Origin of the sequence: Albimonas donghaensis (genome assembly GCF_900106695.1) — a bacterium.
Taxonomy (GTDB): Bacteria; Pseudomonadota; Alphaproteobacteria; order Rhodobacterales; family Rhodobacteraceae; genus Albimonas; species Albimonas donghaensis.
The window spans coordinates 1,271,859-1,291,026 of record NZ_FNMZ01000001.1; the positions used below are offsets into that span (position 1 = coordinate 1,271,859).

The 19,168-nt window shown below is 73.5% G+C and carries 14 protein-coding genes and 1 tRNA gene; 10 read left to right on the forward strand and 5 right to left on the reverse strand.

Annotation, left to right across the window (positions count from 1 at the left end; genetic code table 11):
* Positions 1-73 precede the first annotated feature (73 nt).
* Positions 74-1,471: a TolC family outer membrane protein gene (locus BLV24_RS05325; protein ID WP_176954627.1), complete on the reverse strand. Its 1,398-nt coding sequence runs from the start codon at positions 1,469-1,471 to the stop codon at positions 74-76.
* A gap of 137 nt (positions 1,472-1,608) precedes the next feature.
* Complete coding sequence (locus BLV24_RS05330) at positions 1,609-2,262, reverse strand: protein-L-isoaspartate O-methyltransferase family protein (RefSeq protein WP_092680052.1); 654 nt, start codon at positions 2,260-2,262, stop codon at positions 1,609-1,611.
* A gap of 286 nt (positions 2,263-2,548) precedes the next feature.
* On the opposite strand from BLV24_RS05330, the gene BLV24_RS05335 reads away from it, so the two are divergent.
* The 6 genes from BLV24_RS05335 to BLV24_RS05355 all read left to right on the forward strand — a co-directional run bounded on the left by BLV24_RS05335 (position 2,549) and on the right by BLV24_RS05355 (position 8,738).
* Positions 2,549-2,622 (forward strand) — tRNA-Cys (locus BLV24_RS05335).
* A gap of 418 nt (positions 2,623-3,040) precedes the next feature.
* Positions 3,041-3,214, forward strand: a complete 174-nt coding sequence (locus BLV24_RS21900; protein ID WP_176954628.1) for a hypothetical protein — start codon at positions 3,041-3,043, stop codon at positions 3,212-3,214.
* A 479-nt stretch (positions 3,215-3,693) separates the two neighbouring features.
* Positions 3,694-5,088 carry a uracil-xanthine permease family protein gene (locus BLV24_RS05340; RefSeq protein WP_092680053.1) on the forward strand — a complete coding sequence of 465 codons (1,395 nt, stop codon included), beginning with the start codon at positions 3,694-3,696 and terminating at the stop codon, positions 5,086-5,088.
* A 135-nt stretch (positions 5,089-5,223) separates the two neighbouring features.
* Positions 5,224-6,216, forward strand: a complete 993-nt coding sequence (locus BLV24_RS05345) for an NAD-dependent epimerase/dehydratase family protein (RefSeq protein ID WP_092680054.1) — start codon at positions 5,224-5,226, stop codon at positions 6,214-6,216.
* 272 nt (positions 6,217-6,488) lie between these two features.
* Positions 6,489-8,093, forward strand: coding sequence for an AMP-binding protein (locus tag BLV24_RS05350; RefSeq protein WP_092680055.1), 1,605 nt, complete (start codon positions 6,489-6,491; stop codon positions 8,091-8,093).
* Between the two features lie 378 nt (positions 8,094-8,471).
* Positions 8,472-8,738 (forward strand): hypothetical protein, encoded by a 267-nt coding sequence (locus BLV24_RS05355; RefSeq protein WP_092680281.1) that lies wholly within the window; start codon positions 8,472-8,474, stop codon positions 8,736-8,738.
* Positions 8,739-8,789: 51 nt separating this feature from the next.
* Here the strand turns inward: BLV24_RS05355 and BLV24_RS05360 are convergent, their stop codons facing one another.
* Positions 8,790-9,935: a hypothetical protein gene (locus tag BLV24_RS05360; protein ID WP_092680056.1), complete on the reverse strand. Its 1,146-nt coding sequence runs from the start codon at positions 9,933-9,935 to the stop codon at positions 8,790-8,792.
* A gap of 160 nt (positions 9,936-10,095) precedes the next feature.
* Entirely contained in the window at positions 10,096-11,235 is a 1,140-nt protein-coding gene (locus BLV24_RS05365; RefSeq protein WP_092680057.1) for a hypothetical protein, read from the reverse strand.
* Between the two features lie 515 nt (positions 11,236-11,750).
* On the opposite strand from BLV24_RS05365, the gene BLV24_RS05370 reads away from it, so the two are divergent.
* Positions 11,751-13,625 (forward strand): glycosyltransferase, encoded by a 1,875-nt coding sequence (locus BLV24_RS05370; protein ID WP_143040222.1) that lies wholly within the window; start codon positions 11,751-11,753, stop codon positions 13,623-13,625.
* A gap of 125 nt (positions 13,626-13,750) precedes the next feature.
* Here the strand turns inward: BLV24_RS05370 and BLV24_RS05375 are convergent, their stop codons facing one another.
* The gene (locus BLV24_RS05375) at positions 13,751-14,926 is read right to left on the reverse strand and encodes a hypothetical protein (protein ID WP_092680059.1); all 1,176 of its coding nucleotides are present in this window, start codon (positions 14,924-14,926) and stop codon (positions 13,751-13,753) included.
* A 364-nt stretch (positions 14,927-15,290) separates the two neighbouring features.
* On the opposite strand from BLV24_RS05375, the gene BLV24_RS05380 reads away from it, so the two are divergent.
* Genes BLV24_RS05380 through BLV24_RS05390 form a run of 3 tightly spaced genes read left to right on the forward strand, consistent with a single transcriptional unit; the run spans position 15,291 to position 19,167 of the window.
* Entirely contained in the window at positions 15,291-16,400 is a 1,110-nt protein-coding gene (locus tag BLV24_RS05380; RefSeq protein ID WP_092680060.1) for a UDP-galactopyranose/dTDP-fucopyranose mutase family protein, read from the forward strand.
* 20 nt (positions 16,401-16,420) lie between these two features.
* Entirely contained in the window at positions 16,421-18,319 is a 1,899-nt protein-coding gene (locus BLV24_RS05385) for a glycosyltransferase (RefSeq protein ID WP_092680061.1), read from the forward strand.
* Positions 18,316-19,167: a DUF707 domain-containing protein gene (locus tag BLV24_RS05390; protein WP_176954629.1), complete on the forward strand. Its 852-nt coding sequence runs from the start codon at positions 18,316-18,318 to the stop codon at positions 19,165-19,167. Before BLV24_RS05385 ends, BLV24_RS05390 begins: the two co-directional genes overlap by 4 nt.
* Position 19,168: the final 1 nt, after the last annotated feature.

Genomic DNA, 19,168 nt, shown 5'->3' on the forward strand with positions numbered 1-19,168 from the left:
CGTCCGCACCCCTGCCCGACCCGTCGCCGCCCCCCGCGCGCCGATGCTCGGCGGGGGAGGCGGCGCGGTCATGTCAGGGCCGGTAGCGGTTGCTCCACTTCACCGACTCGTCCTGATACCAGCCGTTGGGCACGCGCTCGACGTCGGTCGGATAGGCCTCCGGATCGTAGCGCGCCACGTCCAGCCCCAGATGCGACACGGTCAGCGAGCCGACCGCCGACAGCAGCGTGTAGCCCGCCACGTACTCGTCGCGCAGCGAACGGTAGAGCTCCGCCCGCGCGAGCTGCAGCTCCTGGTCCGCGTCGAGCACGTCGAGCGTCGTGCGCGCGCCCAGCGTCGCCTCTTCCTTCACGCCGTCGAAGGCGATCTGGGCGGCGCGGATCTGCTGGCGGGCGGCGGTGATCGAGATCCGCGAGACCTCGAGCCCCGACCAGGCGTTGGACACCTGCTGGCGCACCTGCCGGCCGATGGCGTGGATCAGCGCCTGGCGCTGCGCCAGGCGGGCCTGCGCCTCACGCACCAGCGAGGGATTGCGCCCCCCGGACCACAGCGGCACCGAGGCCCGCACCCCGACCGAGGCCGAGTTGCCGTCGGTCACGCTGTTCTCGATCAGCAGCCCGCCGTCGGTATAGGACAGGTCGCCCTCGAGATCGACGGTCGGCAGCATGCCGCCGAGCGCCCGCTTCACCTCGTATTCGGCCTGCTGCACGTCGTAGCGCGCGGCGACCAGCAGCGGATGCGCGGCTTCGGCCAGGGCGATGGCCTCACCCTCGGTCGCGGGCAGGTCGGGCAGCGGCGGCGGCTGGGTGAGATCCTCGGGCAGTTCGCCGATGGCGACCAGGTAGGCCTGGCGGGACCGCGCCAGCGAGCCGGTCGCAGCCGCCAGCGTCGAGCGCGCGGCGGCGAGCCGGGCCTCGGCCTGGCTGACGTCGGTGCGGGTGACCTCGCCGACCTCGAAGCGGTCCTGGGCGGCGCGGAGCTGCTCCGAGATCACCCGGACGTTGGAACGCGACACGCCGACCAGCGCGATGTCGCGCCGCACGTCCTCATAGGCCGTCACCGCGGCCAGCAGCACGTCCTGCTCGGTCGAGGTGAGGTTGGATTCGCCCGAAGACACCGCCGCCTGCGCCGAGCGCGTGCCGTTATAGGTGCGTCCGCCGTCATAGAGGTTCAGCGAGCCGGAGACGCCCAGCGAAAACGGGTCGGCTTCGTCCCGGCTGCGCGGCAGGGCGGAGGCGCCGCTCTCCGAAGTGCTGTAGCCGTAGGAGGCCGAGGCGTTGGCCGCCCCGAGTCCGGCGGCGCGTTCCTGCACCTCGTCCTCGTTCAACGCCCGCAGACCCGCGCGTTCCGCTGCGAGCGTCGGGTTGTTGGCGTAGGCCTTGGCCATCGCGTCGGCCAGCGTCTCGGCGCCCGCAGGCGCAAGGCCCGCCACGAGCGCGCCGAACGCCAGCCCGAAGGTCTTCAATGTCATGCCGGTCATCCCGCCGATTTCAACGTCGTCCTGCCCGGAACCGGTTCCCCCGAACCGGCGCCCAGCGCGAACACTAGCGGAGGCGCCTCGATCCGGAAAGGTCAAACCGGCGCGGGAGGATGCCGGGCGAAGCGCGCTCAGAACTCGAAGGCGGGGGCCTTCTCGAAGCCTTCGAGAACCGGGGCCGCGGCGTCGAACACCCGCCAGGCGGACAGCGCGCCGTTGACCTTGGTCAGCACCTCGCAGCGCCCATAGGCGCCGGACATGCGGATCAGGACCATGCGTCCGCCCTCGCGCAGCTGGTCGGACAGCGCCTGGGGGACCTCTTCGACCCCGCCCTGGATGAAGATCACGTTGTAGGGCGCGTGGTCCCCGGCGCCCTGATCGAGCGGACCCGGGACGACTTCGGCGTTGTGGGCCTCAAGCTCGGACAGCGTCTCGGCGGCGGCGCGGGCCATGTCCTCGTCGCTCTCCACCGCGATGACCGCGGCGCCAAGTCGCGCGAGCACGGCGGTCGAGTAGCCGAGGCCGCAGCCCGCATCCAGCACCAGGTCGTCGGGGCCGATATCGGAGGCCTCGATCATCTTGGCGAAGGTGCGGGGGTCGAGCAGCACGCGGCCCGGGGCCAGCGTCAGATGCTCGCCCGCATAGGCGACCGAGCGCAGGGCGACCGGCACGAACCGCTCCCGCGGGATGGTGAGCATCGCCTCGATGATCGGATAGGAGGTGACGTCCGAGGGGCGCACCTGGTTGTCGACCATGGCGGTGCGGGCGGCGGCGAAATCGCTCATCGGGCTCTCCGATCCTGCGTTGATGCACGTTCCGGGCCCCTCGCGGCCCCTTCAGCAGGCGATGCCACAAGACGGCGCCGCGCGCAATGCGGCGGGACGCGGGCGCCGCCGGGAAAGCGCACGGGATCCGGCGGATCGGCGCGGGACGCGGCGCGCAGGAGGGGGCCGCGACGGGTGCGAGGGGCGCGCGGGCGGGGATTGGCGCAGGGGGATCATGCAGGCCGCCCCGCCGCTTTCGCCGGGCCTTGACCTGTTCGCGGCGACCCCCTACACGCTGGCCCCGGATGGCGACGTGGCGGAGTGGTTACGCAGCGGATTGCAAATCCGTGTACACCGGTTCGATTCCGGTCGTCGCCTCCATCCCCTCACCTTCCGTATCGGCATGACCCACGCCCGCGATCCGCGGCGCGCGACGCCCGTGCCGAGGGCCTGCTCCCGCCGCCTCGACGCCCTTGCCCGCCATCCGGCGCGCTCGGCGGCGCGGTTGATTCGGCCGCGGCGCGGGATTTTCCCCGCGGAATCAATGCTTCGTCAGGCTTACAACCCATCTGGGCGCCCGCCCGGCGCGCGGTCGCGCCCGGCCCCGCACGGGGCCGGTTTTCGTTATGCATCAACCATATGGCGGCGTTCCGCGGCCGCCGCCCGCCGCGTTGCGGAAACCCGGATGCGAAGGCTTCATTATTGTAATGGTTCCAAAGATTTGCATGGAGGTCGGCCACATGCATACTTGTCCGCGACCCCGGCGACGTCCCGCCGGCCCTCGATCCCGGAGCGCGCCATGCAGACCCTCCAGACGCCTGAGCCGGCCCCGCGCGAGAACAACGGCCTGTTCGCCTCGCTGCTCGAAGCGCTCGTCCCGCCCCTGCCCCCGATCGACGCCGAGGACGATCCGGAGCACAAGGCGCGCGAGCTGGCCTTTTACGAGAGCCTGGCCTTCTCCGCCTCCATCTGAGGCGACGCCCGCCCGCCGGGCCGGGCCGATGACGTCCGTCACCGCCGAGGGGGATGCGGCCTGATCCGGGCCGCGAGACACGGCATCGCCGGCCATCGTGGCCGGCGTTTTTTCGTCGCGGCCCCAAGCCGGCCCCGGGCCAGCCCCGGTGGCCCGGGGCGTCATGTCCCGCCCAAGGCGCGGGATGAAGACAAGGCGGCGGCCCGCGCGGGCATCCCCAGCGCGCGACCGCCGCCTTCCACGGGAGCGGACCGAAAGCCCCCGTGGACGCGCGTCCCGCCCGCAGCCGCCCCAGCCGGCGCGGCGGGGCGCGCCATGATCCGCGCCACACCCGCGCGCCCTGCCCAAATCGCACTCACTCGGCAAGGCCGCCCGCCCGCCATCGCTGCGAAATTCGGCAATTTCGCTTGACGCAGACGTCCGGCGATGCGTCCATTTCGCAATGCAGCAACGGCGCGATCCGCACGGAGGGGTGAACCATGGCAATGACGGGACTGGGCACGGAGGCGCAGCTCAAAGACCCTGACTACATGCCGCCGCTGGCCAAGGCGGCGCCGCTGGGCGTGCAGCATGTGCTGTCCATGTTCGTGTCGAACGTCACGCCTGCGATCATCGTCGCGGGCGCGGCGGGCTTCGGCTTCGGCACGCCCGGCGTGGGCGAGCTGATCTACATGATCCAGATGTCGATGCTCTTCGCCGGCGTCGCCACCCTGTTCCAGACCATCGGGCTCGGCCCGGTCGGCGCGCGCCTGCCCATCGTGCAGGGCACCTCCTTCGCCTTCCTGCCGATCATGATCCCGCTGGTCGCCGGCAAGGGCGTGGACGCCATGGGCGTGATCGCCGGCGGCGTGGTCGCGGGCGGCGTCTTCCACGGCCTGCTCGGCACGGTCATCGGCCGGCTGCGCTTCGCGCTGCCGCCGCTGGTCACCGGGCTGGTGGTGCTGATGATCGGCCTGGCGCTGGTCAAGGTCGGCATCCAGTACGCCGCCGGCGGGGTGCCGGCCATCGGCACGCCGGAATACGGCTCCGCGCAGAACTGGTTCGTGGCGCTGGTGGTGATCTTCGTGACCCTGGGGCTGAAATTCTTCACCCACGGCCTCGCCTCGCTGGGCGCGGTGCTGATCGGGCTCATCGCGGGCTACCTCGTCGCCCTGCCGCTGGGCATGGTCAGCTTCGGCAATGTCGGGAACGCGGGCTGGTTCATGGCGCCCGATCCGCTGCATTTCGGGCTCGACTTCACCGCGTCGGCGATCATCGGCTTCTGCCTGATGGGCGTGATCTCGGCCATCGAGACGGTCGGCGACGTCTCGGGCATCTGCAAGGGCGGCGCCGGGCGCGAGGCGACGGCGAAGGAGATCTCGGGCGCCACCTTCGCGGACGGCCTCGGCTCGGGGATCGCGGGGCTGTTCGGGGCGCTGCCCAACACCTCCTTCTCCCAGAATGTCGGCCTGATCGCGATGACCGGGGTGATGAGCCGCCACGTGGTCACCCTCGGCGCGCTGTTCCTGATCCTGTGCGGGCTGGTGCCCAAGGTGGGCGCGGTGATCTCCACCGTGCCGATCGAGGTGCTGGGCGGCGGCGTCATCGTGATGTTCGGCATGGTCTGCGCCTCGGGCGTGTCGATGCTGGCGGACGTGGCCTGGGACCGGCGCTCCATGGTGATCTTCGCGGTGGCGCTGTCGGTCGGCCTCGGCCTGCAGCTGGAGCCGGGGGCGCTTCAGCACCTGCCCGACACGCCGCGGATCCTGCTGACCTCCGGTCTGCTGCCGGCGGCGGGGATCGCCATCGCGCTCAACCTGGCGCTGCCCGATCCGGTGACCGAGGACCAGATGGAGGAGGTCTCCGGCGGCATGGCCGGTCAGGGCAAGACCTGATCCCGGCCCGCCGCTCAGGGCGTATCCGCGCCGCCGCCCCTCTCCCGGGGGCGGCGGCGTTCTCTTGCCCGCCCCCCCGCCCGCCGCTACCCCTTGGACAACCTGACGAGACGCAGGACCAGGGAGGAGACGCCCATGCGCGTGCTGATCACCGGCGCCGGAGGCTTCATCGGCCGCGCCCTGACCGAGGCGCTGATCGCCCGCGGCTGGCTGGCCGGACCGGGGGGAGAGGCCCGCCCCGTGACCGAACTGATCCTCGCCGACCGCTACGCTCCGCCCGACCCCGGCGCGCCGTCCCCGATCGTCACCCGCCAGCTGGGCGGCGACCTGACCGATCCCGCGACCTTCGAGGCCGCGCTCTCCCCGCCCCCCGACGCCATCTTCCACCTCGCCGCCACCCTGACGCTGGAGGCGGAGCAGGACCCGGTCCGCGGCTGGGAGATCAACGTCGAGCTGCCCCGCCGCCTGCTGGAGGCCGGGCGCGTCGCGGGGAATTGTCCGCGGCTGGTCTACGCCTCCTCCATCGCGGCCTTCGGCGGGGACCTGCCGTCGCAGGTATCGGACGCCCAGGCGCAGACGCCCACGACCTCCTACGGGACCGCCAAGGCGATCGTGGAGCTGCTGATCAACGACTACGCCCGCAAGGGCCATGTGGACGGGCGCGCGTTGCGGCTGCCCATCGTGCTGACCCGTCCCGGCGCGCCGGCGCCCGCCGTGTCGGACAGGGTGGCCGCCATGGCGCGGGAGCCGTTGCGGGGGCGCGCGGTCGCGGCGCCGCTGGGCGAGGAGGACCGCTTCCCCGTGGTCTCGGTGGGTCGGGTGGCGGCGAACCTGTTGCGGATGCATGACCTGCCGGCCTCCGCCTTCGGGATCAGCCGCGCCGCCAATCAACCCGGCCTGACGGTCTGCGCCGCGGACATTCGCGCGGCGCTCGCCCGCGCCGCGGGGCCGGATGCCGCCGCCCGCCTGACCTGCGCCCCCGATCCCGACGTAAGGGCGGTGGTGGCCGGCTGGCCGCGGGACTTCGTGACCGGGCTGGATTTCGACCCGCCCCTCGCCCCCGACCCGGATTTCGACGCGGTGATCGCCGATTTCCTGACGCGCGAGGCGCGGGCCGCGCCCGGCTGAGCGCCTCTCCCCCGCCACGCAGCCCCCGCGCCGCAGTCCCGCCCTCCGCCGCGCGGCGCGGGCGCGCCCTCGCGATCCGCGCGCCGGTCGACGCGCCGCTCCCTCCGCCGGCCCGGAGCGCGCCCCGTCTGGCGCTCGCCCCCGACGCCGCGTTACTCTGCCGGCCGGGGAACGCCCCGCCGCCCGCCCCGAACCAGACCCAGACCCAGACCCAGTCCCGAACCAGACCCGAACCAGACAAGGGCCCGCCAAGAGCCCGACATGAGGACCGCATGACCGCCGAGCCCGCCCGCCTTCACGACCTGCTCGCCCTGTCCCGGGAGCGCGGCGGCCCCGCCTTCGTGGACGAGGCCGGCGCCCCCGTGACCGCCGCCGCGTTCGACGCCCGCGTCGCGGGGACCGCCGACTGGCTCTCCGCCCAGGGATTGCGCGCGGGGGATTGCCTCGCGGTCTGGCTGGACAACGGGCTGGACTGGCCCGCCCTGCTCTTCGCCGCCGCCCGGCTCGGTCTGCGCGTCGCCGCGGTCAACACCCGCTACAAGGCCTTCGAGCTGGAGCACATAATCGCCCGCTCCCACGCAAGCCTGATCGTGCTGGGCGCGGGCGAGGGCCGCTCCGACCATCTCGCGATCCTGGCCGAGGCCGACCCCGCCAGGATCCCCGAGCTGACCGCCATCGCCGTGCGCGGCCCCCTGCCCGAAACGCCGCCCCTGCCCGGCCGACGCCTCGCGGCCTTCGACCCGGTTCCGAGCGTCGCCGCGCCCGCCCCCGACCAAACCTCCGACCCCGACGTGCCGCTGATCTTCTTCACCACTTCGGGCACCACCTCGGCCCCCAAGCTGGTCACCCATTCGCAGCGCACGCTCGCCCTGCACGCCCATCGCTGCGCCTCCGCCTTCGGCTTCGACGCGCCGGGCGCCGGGTTCCTCGCCGCCATGCCGTTCTGCGGGGTGTTCGGGCTGTCCTCCTTCCTCGCCGCCGTCGCCGGCGCCGCCCCCGCCCACATGATGGCGCAGTTCGACGCGGCCCACGCCGCCCGCATCATCCGCGCCCACGGGCTGAGCCACATCTTCGGCTCCGACGAGATGTTCCGCCGCCTGATCGAGCTGGACGAGCCCGCGCTCGCCGCCTCCGCCTGCTGCGGCTTCGGCGCCTTCACCCCCGGCCTGGGCGAGATCCTGCGCGCCGCCGCCGATCGCGGCGTGCCGCTGCGCGGGGTCTACGGCGCCTCGGAACTGCACGCGCTTTTCGGCATCCAGCCGATGTCCCAGCCGGTGGCCGAGCGGATCAAGGGCGGCGGCGCCCCGGCCTCCCGCGAGCGGGCCGAGATCCGGGTCCGCGACCCCGAGACCGGCGCGCTGCTGCCGCCCGGAGAGACCGGGGAGCTGGAATTCCGCTGCGACACGTCTTTCCTGGGCTATTTCGAGAACCCCGAGGCCACGGCCAGGGCGGTGGACGCCGAGGGCTTCTATCGCTCCGGCGACATCGGCCATCTGCGCGGCGACGGCACCTTCGTCTACGCGGCGCGGGGGGGCGACGCGATCCGGCTCTCGGGCTTCCTCGTCGACCCCGCCGAGATCGAGGAGGCGCTGCGCGGCGTCGCGGGCGTCGGCGACGCGCAGGTGGTGGGGCTGGAGATCGGCGGCCGCCTGCGCCCCGTGGCCTTCGTGATCCCCGACCCCGCCGCAACGGGGGCTTTCGACGAGGCGAAGGCGCTGGCGGAAGCCGGCGCGCGGCTGGCGCATTTCAAGACCCCGGCGCGGCTGTTCCCGATCGACGCCTTCCCGGTGACGCAGAGCGCCAACGGCGTGAAGATCCGCAAATCCGAGCTGCGCGACATGGCCCGCGCCCGCCTGGAGGCCCTGGCGGAGACCTGAGCGGCGGCCCCCGCACGCCCCCCCCCGCACTGCGCGCGTTCCGGGCCCGCGCCCCGGCTCGCCGCCCGGCGCGAAGGCCCGCGCAAGGCGCGTCTCCCGCCCCGGTTGTTTCAATTTCCTGACGCGCGAGTCGCCTTTGGGGGTGGATCAACGGCCCATTCCGGCCTATCCGGGGGACTGGACCGCGTCGGTTTCAGGACCGAAGCATGACGGGCCGGCGCCGCGACTACGGGAATTTCTCCTGCGGTCGCAAGCGGATCGAGGCTCGGCCCCGGACCAGGCCAGCCCCCCCGCGGGCGCCCGGCCCTCAACGCGCCGACGGGCGCAGCAAGACCGCGCCGGGCGACGCGCGGCGCAGACGGCGAAGGAATGCGCGACATGGCCTACCGCCTCTACCAGCTCGTGATCTGGGCCTACGCGGCCGGCTACCTGTTCGCGCTGACCGTGTTCGCCGTCGGCACCTGGGGCCTGATGGGAGCGGAGCGCGATCCGCTCGCCGGCGTGTTCCTGCTGCCGCTGGGCCTGCCCTGGACGCTGCTCTGGGACAATGGCGAGGGACCGCACGGGCCCTGGCTGGCGCTGACCGCGCCGCTGGGCAACCTGCTGCTGATCGGCGCCGTGCGGCGCACCTTCGCGGCCGGCTGAGCCCTCCGCCGCCGGATCCGCCCCTCCCGGCGACCGAAGCCGCCCGCGGCCTCAGTCCAGCGCCAGGGTCGACACGAATTCCCGCGCGTCCGGCGGCAGGGCCCGCAATTCGCGGGACCGGCGCAGCGCGTCGAGCGCCGCGCGCCCCGCCTCCAGCTCCGCCACCGGCGCCGTTTCCCCGACCTTAACGAGATCCGGGAAAAAGCCCTTCCGCCCGGTCTTCTCGCCCAGCCAGGCGTCGATCGGGGCGAAGCGTTCCGCCAGGCGCGCGCGGTTGTCGGGGCCGAACATCTCGATCTCCCGCGCGCCATGGCCGGTCAGCTTTTCGCCGGCCTGGATCAGATGCTCGCGCAGGCGCCGGGCGGGGGCCTCCTCCAGCTCGGCGTTGGCGCGGCGCGCGACTTCCATCAGCGCCGGATGCACCGAGGGGTTGGCCGAGCGCACCTCCTCCAGCCCCTCGGGCAGCTCCAGCCCCGCCCGCGTCGCGAAATCGGCGACCGAACCGCCGGCGGACAGCACCTCGGCATAGTCGCGGATATCGAAGGACGCGTCGGGGAACGCCTCGAACCAGGGTTCCAGCATCCGGCGATAGTCGAAATGGATGCCCTTCCAGTAGGTGTCGAGCGCGTCGACCCGCAGCGCCGGCACATTGTGGCCGAACTTCAGGCGCTGGCTGTGCCAGGACACCAGGTAGGTGTCCGGACGCCGCAGGGTGCACAGGATGCGCACCCGGCGCGCGCCGGGCAGCGCGCCGGCGAGTCGGGCCAGCAAGGCCGGGTGATCGGCGCCGAAATTCGCGAAGACCTCGGAGCACAGCACCACGGCGCGAGGACTCAGCGCCTCCACCTGGGTGCGGATGGCGCGGAACATCTGGTTGGAATGCGGCAGCTTGGGATGCCAGGGCGGGATGTGACGGCCGGTGTCGTCATGCATCATGCGGAAGGCCAGCGCGTTATGCGGCTCCCGCTCGTTCAGGCGCAGCGGCGCGCGCCGGGCCCCGGTCCTGGCCGCCGTGACGGCGCCCTGCCCGCGGCCGGCGGCCCGGACCGCGGCCCCGAGATTGGCCGCCATCCCCTGCGGCTCCACCGCCGGATAGAGGATGCCGGCCCGCGCCAGCGGCAGCCAGTTGCGCGCGAGAAACATCTGAAGCGCCGAGGAGCCGACCTTGTGGTGGCCCATGAACAGGATCAGGTCCATGCGGCGCCCCCCTTGCCTGCCATCTGGCGGCGCATCCCGGCGCGCGCGGGGGCAGGACGGGCGGGGGCGGCGGCGGTCGTCGCCGTCATCCCCCGCCCCGCCGGCCGTCCCGGTCTGGTGACGCAGGTCGCCGTCATGCTCCGCTCCCCCCCGGTCCGGCTCATGCGAACCTGCGCAGCAAGGCGGGCCGTCGGGACGCGGCGGCGGCGTCCTCGGCCTGGGTCTCGTCGTCGTCGTCATCCTCGTCGTGGTCGAGCCCGGCGGCGGCCTCCAGCTCGGCGATCCGCGCGCGCGCGTGCCAGAGCTCGCGCGCCATCTCCCGCAGGGCGCGGGCGACCGCGGCGCTACGGCGAAGCTCCTGCGGGGTCAGCACCTTTTCGGGGGCGATCACCTGCGGCGCATCCACCGCCGTCGCCGCCGCCCGGTCGAAGGCGCGCTGGAAATCGTCGCCGCCGAAGAATTCCTCATCGCAGGCCCGGGCGTCGTCGAGATAGTCGGCGCGCACCTCCGCCAGCAGCGCGCGGTCCAGGCGCAGCCGCTCCCCGCCGCCTTTGTCGCCCTCGCCGCTCAGCTCCTGCAGCGCCCAGGACAGATGCCGCACCGCCTGCGAGGGCAGCTTGCCGCCCCGATGCATGGCCAGCACCAGCGCCAGGTCCCGCACCCCGAGCGAGGTGTTGACCGACGTGGTCTCGCCGACCGTGACCGGCGCCCCCTCCAGCGCCAAGTCGAGGAAATCCTTCACCACGTCGCCCCCCGCAAGGCGCGAACGGACCATCGGGCGCACGGTGTAGCGGTCCCCGAACACCTCCCGCCAGCGACGCAGGCGCGGAGCGTATTCGAACAGGCCCTTGGCGCGCGAAGTCGCGTGGAACGCCTTCAGGCTGCCCACCGCATGGCCCAGCTTGGCGCGCTCCTGGTAGCTGGACACCAGCCGCTCGGCATGGGGGCGCACATAGGCGATGATGCGCGTCGTCTCGGCATAGCGCGGCAGGCGACGGCGCAGCACGCGGTCCAGCAGCTCGGGGTCGGCGTATTCGAACCATTCCCCCGACACGATCGCCACATCCGCGTTCGAGGCGTTGAGCTGCTGCGACAGCGCCTTGAACGCGGTCTTGCGGCGCGGCTTCATCCGCGGCTTGTAGAGCGTGGCGGCCAGCGCGCAGTGATGCAGCCGGCCTTTCTCCACCGGGTAGAGCACGGAACGTTCGGGGCTCTTGAAAGCGCCGGTCTGAAGCACCGTCTGAATCGAGGTGCTGCCGGTCTTGCAGTCGCCGACATGCAGGCAGAGGCTCTTGGTCACGGGGCTCCTCGCGCTTCGGGCCGGCGGACGCGGGCTCGGGGGCCCGGGCCCGGCGCCGGCGGGACGGTCGCGTCATTCGCGCAGGCGCGTCCACCGAGCCGTTGCTAGGACATTGCCGAGCCGGTCTCAACCTCGGCGGCGCGCGAGTCGCCACCGCCGGGGGCCGGCGCGACGAGATTTCGCGGGGAAACGCGGCGAGACCGAGGCGAATCCGGCCGCGCGTGCGGCGGGATGGGACGGTTTCAGCGGAAAACCCGGACCTCGACGCGGCGGAACGCGGCGCGCGCGCCCGCCCAACCGTGCGATCCGGCCCGAAAAGCGCGTCTTCCGACCCCCGAACGCCCCCTGAGCGCCTGTCCGAGCGTCCCCGCGCACGCTCCCGCGCCCTGCGGGGCTTGCCGCGTCCCGGCGCTTCGGACTACGAGACCGGGGCAGACATGCGGGGAAGGACGCGGGACCGGAGACGCCGGCCCGACCGACAAGACGCCGCGCAGACCCACGAGCAGGCGAGACCCATGGATCAGACCTCTTCCGATTTCGGCCGTCCGGCGGCCGGTGACTCCGTGACCGACACGGCTTCCGCCGCGGAGACGGGCGAAACGCGCATGGAAGAGATCCTTGTCCAGCGCCTGCTCGCGCCCGAACCCGGCATCAACACCCAGCCGCGCCTGTTCCATCGCGGCGTCGGCGGCGCGGGCTGGGATTCGGCCGAACGGGGCTATTACGTGCGCCCCGACGCCCGGCTGCGCTTCGACAGCTGGTTCAACGCCTTTCCCGCCTCGGGCTACGATCTCGACCCCGACGACCGGGTGGTGCTGCGCCTGCGCGGCCGCGGCGCGGGGCTGCTGCGCATCGGCATGACCCGGCTGGGGCGCGACGACGAGATGCTCGTCTCCCGCTCCTTCGACCTGCGCGCCGGCGAGACGCTGGAGGTCGAGCTGCCCCGGCTGATCGACCCCGGCCTCGTGCATTTCCGCATCGTCGCCCGCCGCGCCGTGATCCTGCGCGAGGCCGACTGGCTGGTGCGCGCGCCCGCCTCGCGCTTTCGCGACGTGCATGTGGCCGCGGTCATCACCACCTTCCGGCGCGACGCCGAGGTCCAGGCCTCCTGCGCCCGGCTCGACGCCTACATGAAGGCCAATCCGGATGTGGCGGAGCGGTTCTCCCTGACCGTGGTGGACAATGGCGGCGATACCGACACGGTGCCCTTCGAGGGCGGCCGGGTCATCAAGAACCGCAATCTCGGCGGCGCCGGCGGCTTCACCCGCGGCCTGCTGGAGGCCAGGGACGGCGGCCGCGCCACCCATGTGCTGTTCATGGACGACGACGCCGAATTCTTCGCCGAGAACCTGCGCCGCACCATCGCCGCCCTGCGCCTGGCCCGCGACCCGCGCGCGGCCATCGCCGGCGCCATGATCCCGGCCAAGGACCGCTGGAAGATCTGGGAGAACACGGCGCTGTTCGACAAGCTCTGCATGCCCTTGCAGAAGGACGTGAACCTGCGCCGGTTCGAGCAGGTGATCGGCATGACCCGGCCGCTCGGCCATCTTCAGAACCGCTATGCGGGCTGGTGGTATTTCTGCTTCCCGCTGGCGAAGGTGGAGAAGCTGCCCTTCCCCTTCTTCGTGCGCGGCGACGACGTGTTCTTCAGCCTCGCCAATGACTTCGACATCCGCACCCTGACCGGCGTGGCCTCGCACCAGGACGATTTCGTGTCCAAGCGCAGCCCGCTGACGGCCTATCTCGACAGCCGCTACCACGTCATGCAGATGCTGCTGCACAAGTCCCTGCCCGACGATGAGAAGACCCTGCGCGACCAGCTCTGGTTCCTGTTCCGGCAGTGGAACGAGAGCTACCATTACGGCTCCGCCGCCGCGGTGGTGCAGGCGATCGAGGACGTGACCCGCGGCTCCGAATTCTGGGACGAGGACCCGGAGATGTCGGCCAAGCGCGCCCAGATCAAGGCGCTGGCCCCGGAGGAGAGCCAGATCCGCCCCCAGCGCTGGCGCCGGTCGCGCGTGACCCCGGTGAGCGAGAAGAAGCACACCTCGGGGATCTGGAAATTCATCCGCAAGATCACCCATCAGGGCCACCGGGCCCCGGCCTTCATGTTCCACACCAAAAGCGCGATCTTCCCGCTGGAGGGCCGCTTCCGACCCAACCAGGTGTTCCTGCGGCGCGAGGCGCTGGTGGTCGATCCCAAGTCGGGCGTCGGCTATCGCCTGCGCCGCGATCCCAAGCGCTACTACGAGAACAACGCGAAGTTCGAGGCCGCCTTCGCCGCCCTGCTCGCCCGCCTGCCGGCGCTGCGTGAGGAATTCGGGCGCGAGGATCTGCCGCTGATCTCCGAGGACGCCTGGCGCCGCAGACTCGGCATGCCCAAGGCCTGACCCGCGGCGGCGGGCGCAAGGACTGACCCGCGGCGGCGGGCGCGCTCAGGGACGCGCGCGCATCGCACGCGGTTTCGGCAGGGCCGGCGGCGGCGTCTTCGGCGGCGTTCCGGGCGGCGGGGGGCTCAGAGCTTGCCGGCCGCGGCCAGCCGGCGCCGGCGGCGGATACGCTTGCGCCAGCCCAGCTCGCCCCATTCCGCCTGCTTGCGCACCTCGCCCACCGTGCGCCCGGCGGCGCGTCCGGCCTCGGGGCCGAGCCGCGGCACGCGCGCCCGGCGCAGGCCGGCCGCCTTCTGTTCGGCGGTCATGCGGGCCAGCATCTCCATCAGCAGCTTGCGCAGGGCGCGGCCGGCCTCGGGGCTCAACCGGTCGGTCCCGACCTCGGGCCAGTCCGACAGGTCGTCGGCGAAGCGCAGCGGCGCCCCGTCCGGCCCCCGCCAGTCCGCCTCCAGCCGCGCGTTGAACGGCGCGCAACGCGCCATCAGCGCGGCCGCCTCGGCGCGCGACGGCTTCAGGGACGGCCCCGATTTCGTGGCGGCGGCGGCGGCGGCGATCTCGCGCCGCTCGCGGGGGCCGAGCCCGGCCTCGCGCGCTTCCATCGCCATCAGGGCGCGGGCCGCGCGGATGCCGCGGCGGGGGCGCAGGGGCGGCTCGGGGCCGAACAGCTCCGCCGGCAGCCCGGCGAGCCCGGCGAGGGTCGCGGCCAGGGTCGGCGCGGCCTCCGGCTCCGGCGCGTCGCGGGGGTCGACCAGGGCGTGCACGGCGTCGGCCCCGAAGGCCGCGCGCCAGCGATCCAGGCGGGCCGCGTGGTCCAGCCGGCCTTCGAATTCCGGCCGCCAGCTCGGCAGCGCCCGCGGCTCGGTCCCCCACAGCCGCGCGGCCGGGGTCAGCGCGCGCGGGGCCGCGGCGGGCGCCCGCTGGGCGACCAGCATCCGGTCCTGGCGCGGCAGGCAGGCCACGATGTCGATGCGCTCATAGACCTTGCGCAGCCCCTCGGCGAAACCGGCGATCAGGGCCGGGTCCTCCAGCCACCACAGCCGCTCGGACGAGCCCAGGCAGATCTCCGCCCGCGGCTTGCACAGCGCCAGCGCCCGGCGCAGCCCGATCCGGGCGCGGAACCCCTCGCCCCGGCCGCTCAGCTTCACCATGGCGTCGAGATTGGGCCGCCCCCCGGCGAGGTCGGAGGCGTCGAGCCAGCAGGCGCCGGCGCGCTCCAGCGCCTCGGCCCGGCGGGCGAGGCGGCTCTGAAGCGGCGCCGCGCCGGCGGCGGGCGCGCCGATATGCACGATGAGACGGGCCATGCCCAGGCGTTCCCCCTGACCGTGGCGGCCGGGGCCGCGGGCGGGGTTCGAGTGACATGGAGCGGCCGGGACTGTCAATCGGCCCCGCCCCGTGCCGCCCCGCCGCCGCCGTCCCACCGCCCCCACCGCGCCCCGCCCCCGCGGCGCCCCGCCCGCCAGCCTCGCGCCCCGCCCCCTTCGGCGGAGGCGGGTGGGTGGGCGGGGCCTCCGCCGAAGGGGGCGGCCGGGCGTCGGCCCGGCCCTGCGCCCGGCCCCGCAGGCGCCCCCCTGCGACCCGGGCGCTCGGTTGCCGCAGGCAGGCGCCGCTGCTAGGGTCCGCGCGCCTCGCCTCAGGGGGCGGAAAAGCGATCGGGAACGGGGATTCATGGGACGCATCTGTCTGGTCGGCGCGGGCTTTTCCGGCGCCGTCATCGCGCGGCAACTGGCCGAGGCCGGCCTGCCCTGCCTGGTGATCGACGAACGCGACCACCCCGCCGGCAACTGCCATACCGAGCGCGACGCGCAGACCGGCGTGCTGGTCCACCGCTACGGCCCCCACATCTTCCACACCGGCGACGACCGCGTGTGGGACTACGTGAACCGCTTCGGCGAATTCATGCCCTTCGTGAACCGGGTGAAGACCACCGTCGGCGGCTCGGTCTACCTGCTGCCGGTGAACCTGCACACGATCAACCAGTTCTTCGGCAAGACCTTCTCCCCGGCCGAGGCCCGCGCCTTCATCGAATCCCGCGCCTCCATGGACATCGAGGATCCGCAGAGCTTCGAGGAACAGGCCCTGCGCTTCGTCGGCCCGGAGCTCTACAAGGCCTTCTTTCACGGCTACACGCTCAAGCAATGGGGGATGGAGCCGACGCGCCTGCCCGCCTCGATCCTCAAGCGGCTGCCGCTGCGCTTCAACTATGACGACAACTACTTCAACCACCCCCACCAGGGCATGCCCCGCCACGGCTACACGCCGATCGTGGAGGCGATCCTCGACCATCCGCTGATCGAGACCCGCCTGAAGGCCCGGTGGGAGGACCAGACCGAGACCTTCGACCACGTCTTCTATTCCGGTCCCCTGGATCGGTGGTTCGGCTACGACCTCGGCCGGCTCGGCTACCGGACCCTGGATTTCGAGGCCGAGCGCGCGGAGGGCGATTTCCAGGGCTGCGCGGTGATGAATTACGGCGACCCCGACGTGCCGTTCACCCGGATCTCCGAGCACAAGCACTTCGCCCCCTGGGAAGAGCACGACAAGACCATCGTGTTCCGCGAATATTCGCGCCTCTGCGGCGCGGACGACATTCCCTATTACCCGATCCGCCTGCTGGATGAGAAAAAGCTGCTCACCCAGTACGAGGAACGCGCGGCGGAACTCGACGGCGTGACCTTCGTCGGACGGCTGGGGACGTATCAATACCTCGACATGGACGTGACCATCGGCCTGGCCCTGGATGCGGCCGAGGCGTTCCTCGCCCGGCGCGCCGCCTGACCGTCACCGCCGCCCCCGGCATGACCGCCGCGCCGCCCCCGTTCCCGCCGCCCGCGCTTTTCGCGCTGCGCGAGGTGCTGGACCCCGCCGGGCCGGGGCCGGACGCGCTGTGGCTGAAGGGCTCGGCGGCGGAGATGGGCGCCGAGATGGGCGCCGAATTGGGCGGGGGGACGGGTGCGAAAACGGCCGCGAAAACGGGGGGGGGACCGCGCTTCCCGCTGGACCTCGCCCCCGGCGCGCGGCTTTCGACGGACACCTGGTTCAACGCCTTCCCGCTGGCCTGGTGGCGGGCCCATGCCCGCCCCGACCCGCTGGTCTTCGCCTGGGAGGGCGAGGGGGCGATGACCGTCGCGCTGTTCCACGCGCCCGCGTCGGGCGGCCCGCCCGTCCTGATGGCCCGGATCGAGACGGAGGGCGCCGGCGCCCTGCCCCTGCCCGAGCCCGAGCCCGCCGCCCCCGGCCGCCTCTGGGCTGAGATCGAGGCCCGCGGCCCCGCCCGCCTCATCGCCGCCCGCTGGGCCACGCCCGTCCCGCCCGCGCCCAACGGCCGCCTGACCGTCGGCCTCTGCGCCTTCGGGCGGGAGACGGCGCTGACCGCCCTCGCCCGCGGACTGCTTGAGGCGGCGAAGACCACGCCCGCCCTCGCCCGCGTCATCGTGGTCAACCAGGGCGATCCTTTCGACGACCCGCAGCTCAACCGGCTGCTGGAGGCGCCGCTGTTCAGGGTGGTCGCGCAACCCAATCTCGGCGGTGCGGGAGGGTTCGCCCGCGGGCTCGCGGAGGCCCTGGCGGCCGAACCCGGCCCCGGCCATCACCTGATGATGGACGACGATATCGAACTCGACCCCCGCATGATCCCGCGGCTGGCGGCCACGCTGGCCCGGCTGGCCGGCCCCACGGCGATCGGCGGCGCCATGCTCGACGCCCGCGCGCCGGGGCGGATGCACGAAGCGGGCGCGGTCATCGGCCGCTACGGCGTGGTCCGGGCTGTGGGCCATGACGCGGATCTGTCCGCGCCCCCCGCCGAGCTGCTCTCCGGCGCCGCCCCGGTGGATTTCAACGGCTGGTGGTTCTTCGCGGTCCCCCGCGACACGGCCCGCGCCGCCGGCCCGCCGGCCCCGGTGTTCCTGCGCGGCGACGACACCGATTACGCCCGCCGTCTCGCCGCCGCCGGGGCGCCGACCGCGACGCCGCCGGGGCTGGGCGTCTGGCACGAGCCCTTCTACGCCAAGGCCACCAGCTGGCAGCACTATTACGACCTGCGCAATCGCCTCGCCTGGTGCGCCGCCCATGCGGGGCCGGAGGGCCTGCCGGGCGCGCTCGACCTGCTGGAGCGGATATGGAGCCCCGCGCTTTCCGGCGACCATGCCTGCGCCGCCTGGCGGATGGCCGCGCTGCGCGACTTTCTCGACGGGCCGGCGATCCTGTCCCGCCCCGCCGACGCCGTGCATGCCGGAGTGCTGGCGCTGGCCGCCGGCCTGTCGCCGGAAGCGGCGCCGCCGCCCGACGGCCTGCCCCGGCTCGCCCCCGGCCGGCCCGAGACCCATGGCGATCATGCCAAGGGCTTCGCCCGGGCCATCGCGGGGGCGCTGGTCGGGCTGGTCCGCCGCCCCGCCTCCGCCCCCTTCGCGGTGATCCCGGACCGGGAGGCCGCGCCGGGCCTCGTGCGGATGCGCGCCCATGTCCGGGCGGGGCGCGAGGATGCGTGGTTCCGCCTGCACCGCCCCCGCCCCGGCCTCGCGCTGGCGCAGGCGGCCCGGGCGCTGGCGCTCGTCCTCCGCTACGCGCTGCGCGGCCGGGCGGCGGCGCGCGGCTGGGGGCCCGGCCTCGACGCCGCGCGCGCCCCCGACGCCTGGGCCGCCCGCTTCGCCGCGCCCCGGAGCCACGACGAATGCCCCGACGAATGCCCCGACGCATGACCGCCCCGCTCGCCCCCCGCGCCGTGGTGATCATCCGCATAGGGGCCTCGCATCGCGTCTCCGGCTGGGCCAAGACGCCCCGCGCGGCCCGCGACTGGGACCTGGTGCTGTCGCCCTATCAGGACATCCCCGACCTGACGGAATTCGAGCCCGACGCCGTGATCCCCGAGGCGGGCGGCAAATGGGACGCGCTGCACAAGGTGCTGACCGGCAACCCCGATCTCATCGACCGCGCCCCGCTGATCTGGCTGCCCGACGACGATATCGAGGCCGATGAGACGACCGTCTCACGCCTGTTCCGCATCGCGGCGGAAGCCGGGCTGGCGCTGTCGCAACCCGCCCTGACCCCGGACAGCCAGATCTCGCATTTCATCACCGTGCGGAACCCGCTGACCCGCCTGCGCCGCACCGATTTCGTGGAACTGATGGTCCCCCTGATGACCCCCGACGTCCTGCGCGCCGTCCTGCCGGAGATGGAGGCGCGGCCCGCCGCCAAGGGGCTCGACTTCATCTGGCAGGATTTCGCGCCGGAGGGCGCGGTGGGGATCGTGGACGCGGCCGCGGTGGGCCATCACCGCCCCATCGGCCAGCACCTGACCGGCCGCGCGAAAGCCGCGGGCATCGACGTGGACGCCGAGCGGGATGCCTGGATCGAGGCGCGGGTCGGGAAATGGCGCCGCCCGCTGGCGCTGGGGCCCGGCGGTCGGGTCGGGGCCTTCGCCGCGGCGGCGGCGGGGCTCGTCGTCAGCCCCGGCGCCTGGCGCAAACGCCACGCCCTGCGCATCGCCAAGCACCTGCGCGCGCAGTTGCTGGAGCCGTCGGCCCGGCGGGTCCCCCCGCCGGGCTGAG

Coding starts and splice junctions, on each gene's coding strand:
- BLV24_RS05325 (WP_176954627.1), bottom strand. CDS start 1,471: ATGACATTGAAGACCTTCGGGCTGGCGTTCGGCGCGCTCGTGGCGGGC.
- BLV24_RS05330 (WP_092680052.1), bottom strand. CDS start 2,262: ATGAGCGATTTCGCCGCCGCCCGCACCGCCATGGTCGACAACCAGGTG.
- BLV24_RS21900 (WP_176954628.1), top strand. CDS start 3,041: ATGCAGACCCTCCAGACGCCTGAGCCGGCCCCGCGCGAGAACAACGGC.
- BLV24_RS05340 (WP_092680053.1), top strand. CDS start 3,694: ATGGCAATGACGGGACTGGGCACGGAGGCGCAGCTCAAAGACCCTGAC.
- BLV24_RS05345 (WP_092680054.1), top strand. CDS start 5,224: ATGCGCGTGCTGATCACCGGCGCCGGAGGCTTCATCGGCCGCGCCCTG.
- BLV24_RS05350 (WP_092680055.1), top strand. CDS start 6,489: ATGACCGCCGAGCCCGCCCGCCTTCACGACCTGCTCGCCCTGTCCCGG.
- BLV24_RS05355 (WP_092680281.1), top strand. CDS start 8,472: ATGGCCTACCGCCTCTACCAGCTCGTGATCTGGGCCTACGCGGCCGGC.
- BLV24_RS05360 (WP_092680056.1), bottom strand. CDS start 9,935: ATGGACCTGATCCTGTTCATGGGCCACCACAAGGTCGGCTCCTCGGCG.
- BLV24_RS05370 (WP_143040222.1), top strand. CDS start 11,751: ATGGATCAGACCTCTTCCGATTTCGGCCGTCCGGCGGCCGGTGACTCC.
- BLV24_RS05375 (WP_092680059.1), bottom strand. CDS start 14,926: ATGGCCCGTCTCATCGTGCATATCGGCGCGCCCGCCGCCGGCGCGGCG.
- BLV24_RS05380 (WP_092680060.1), top strand. CDS start 15,291: ATGGGACGCATCTGTCTGGTCGGCGCGGGCTTTTCCGGCGCCGTCATC.
- BLV24_RS05385 (WP_092680061.1), top strand. CDS start 16,421: ATGACCGCCGCGCCGCCCCCGTTCCCGCCGCCCGCGCTTTTCGCGCTG.
- BLV24_RS05390 (WP_176954629.1), top strand. CDS start 18,316: ATGACCGCCCCGCTCGCCCCCCGCGCCGTGGTGATCATCCGCATAGGG.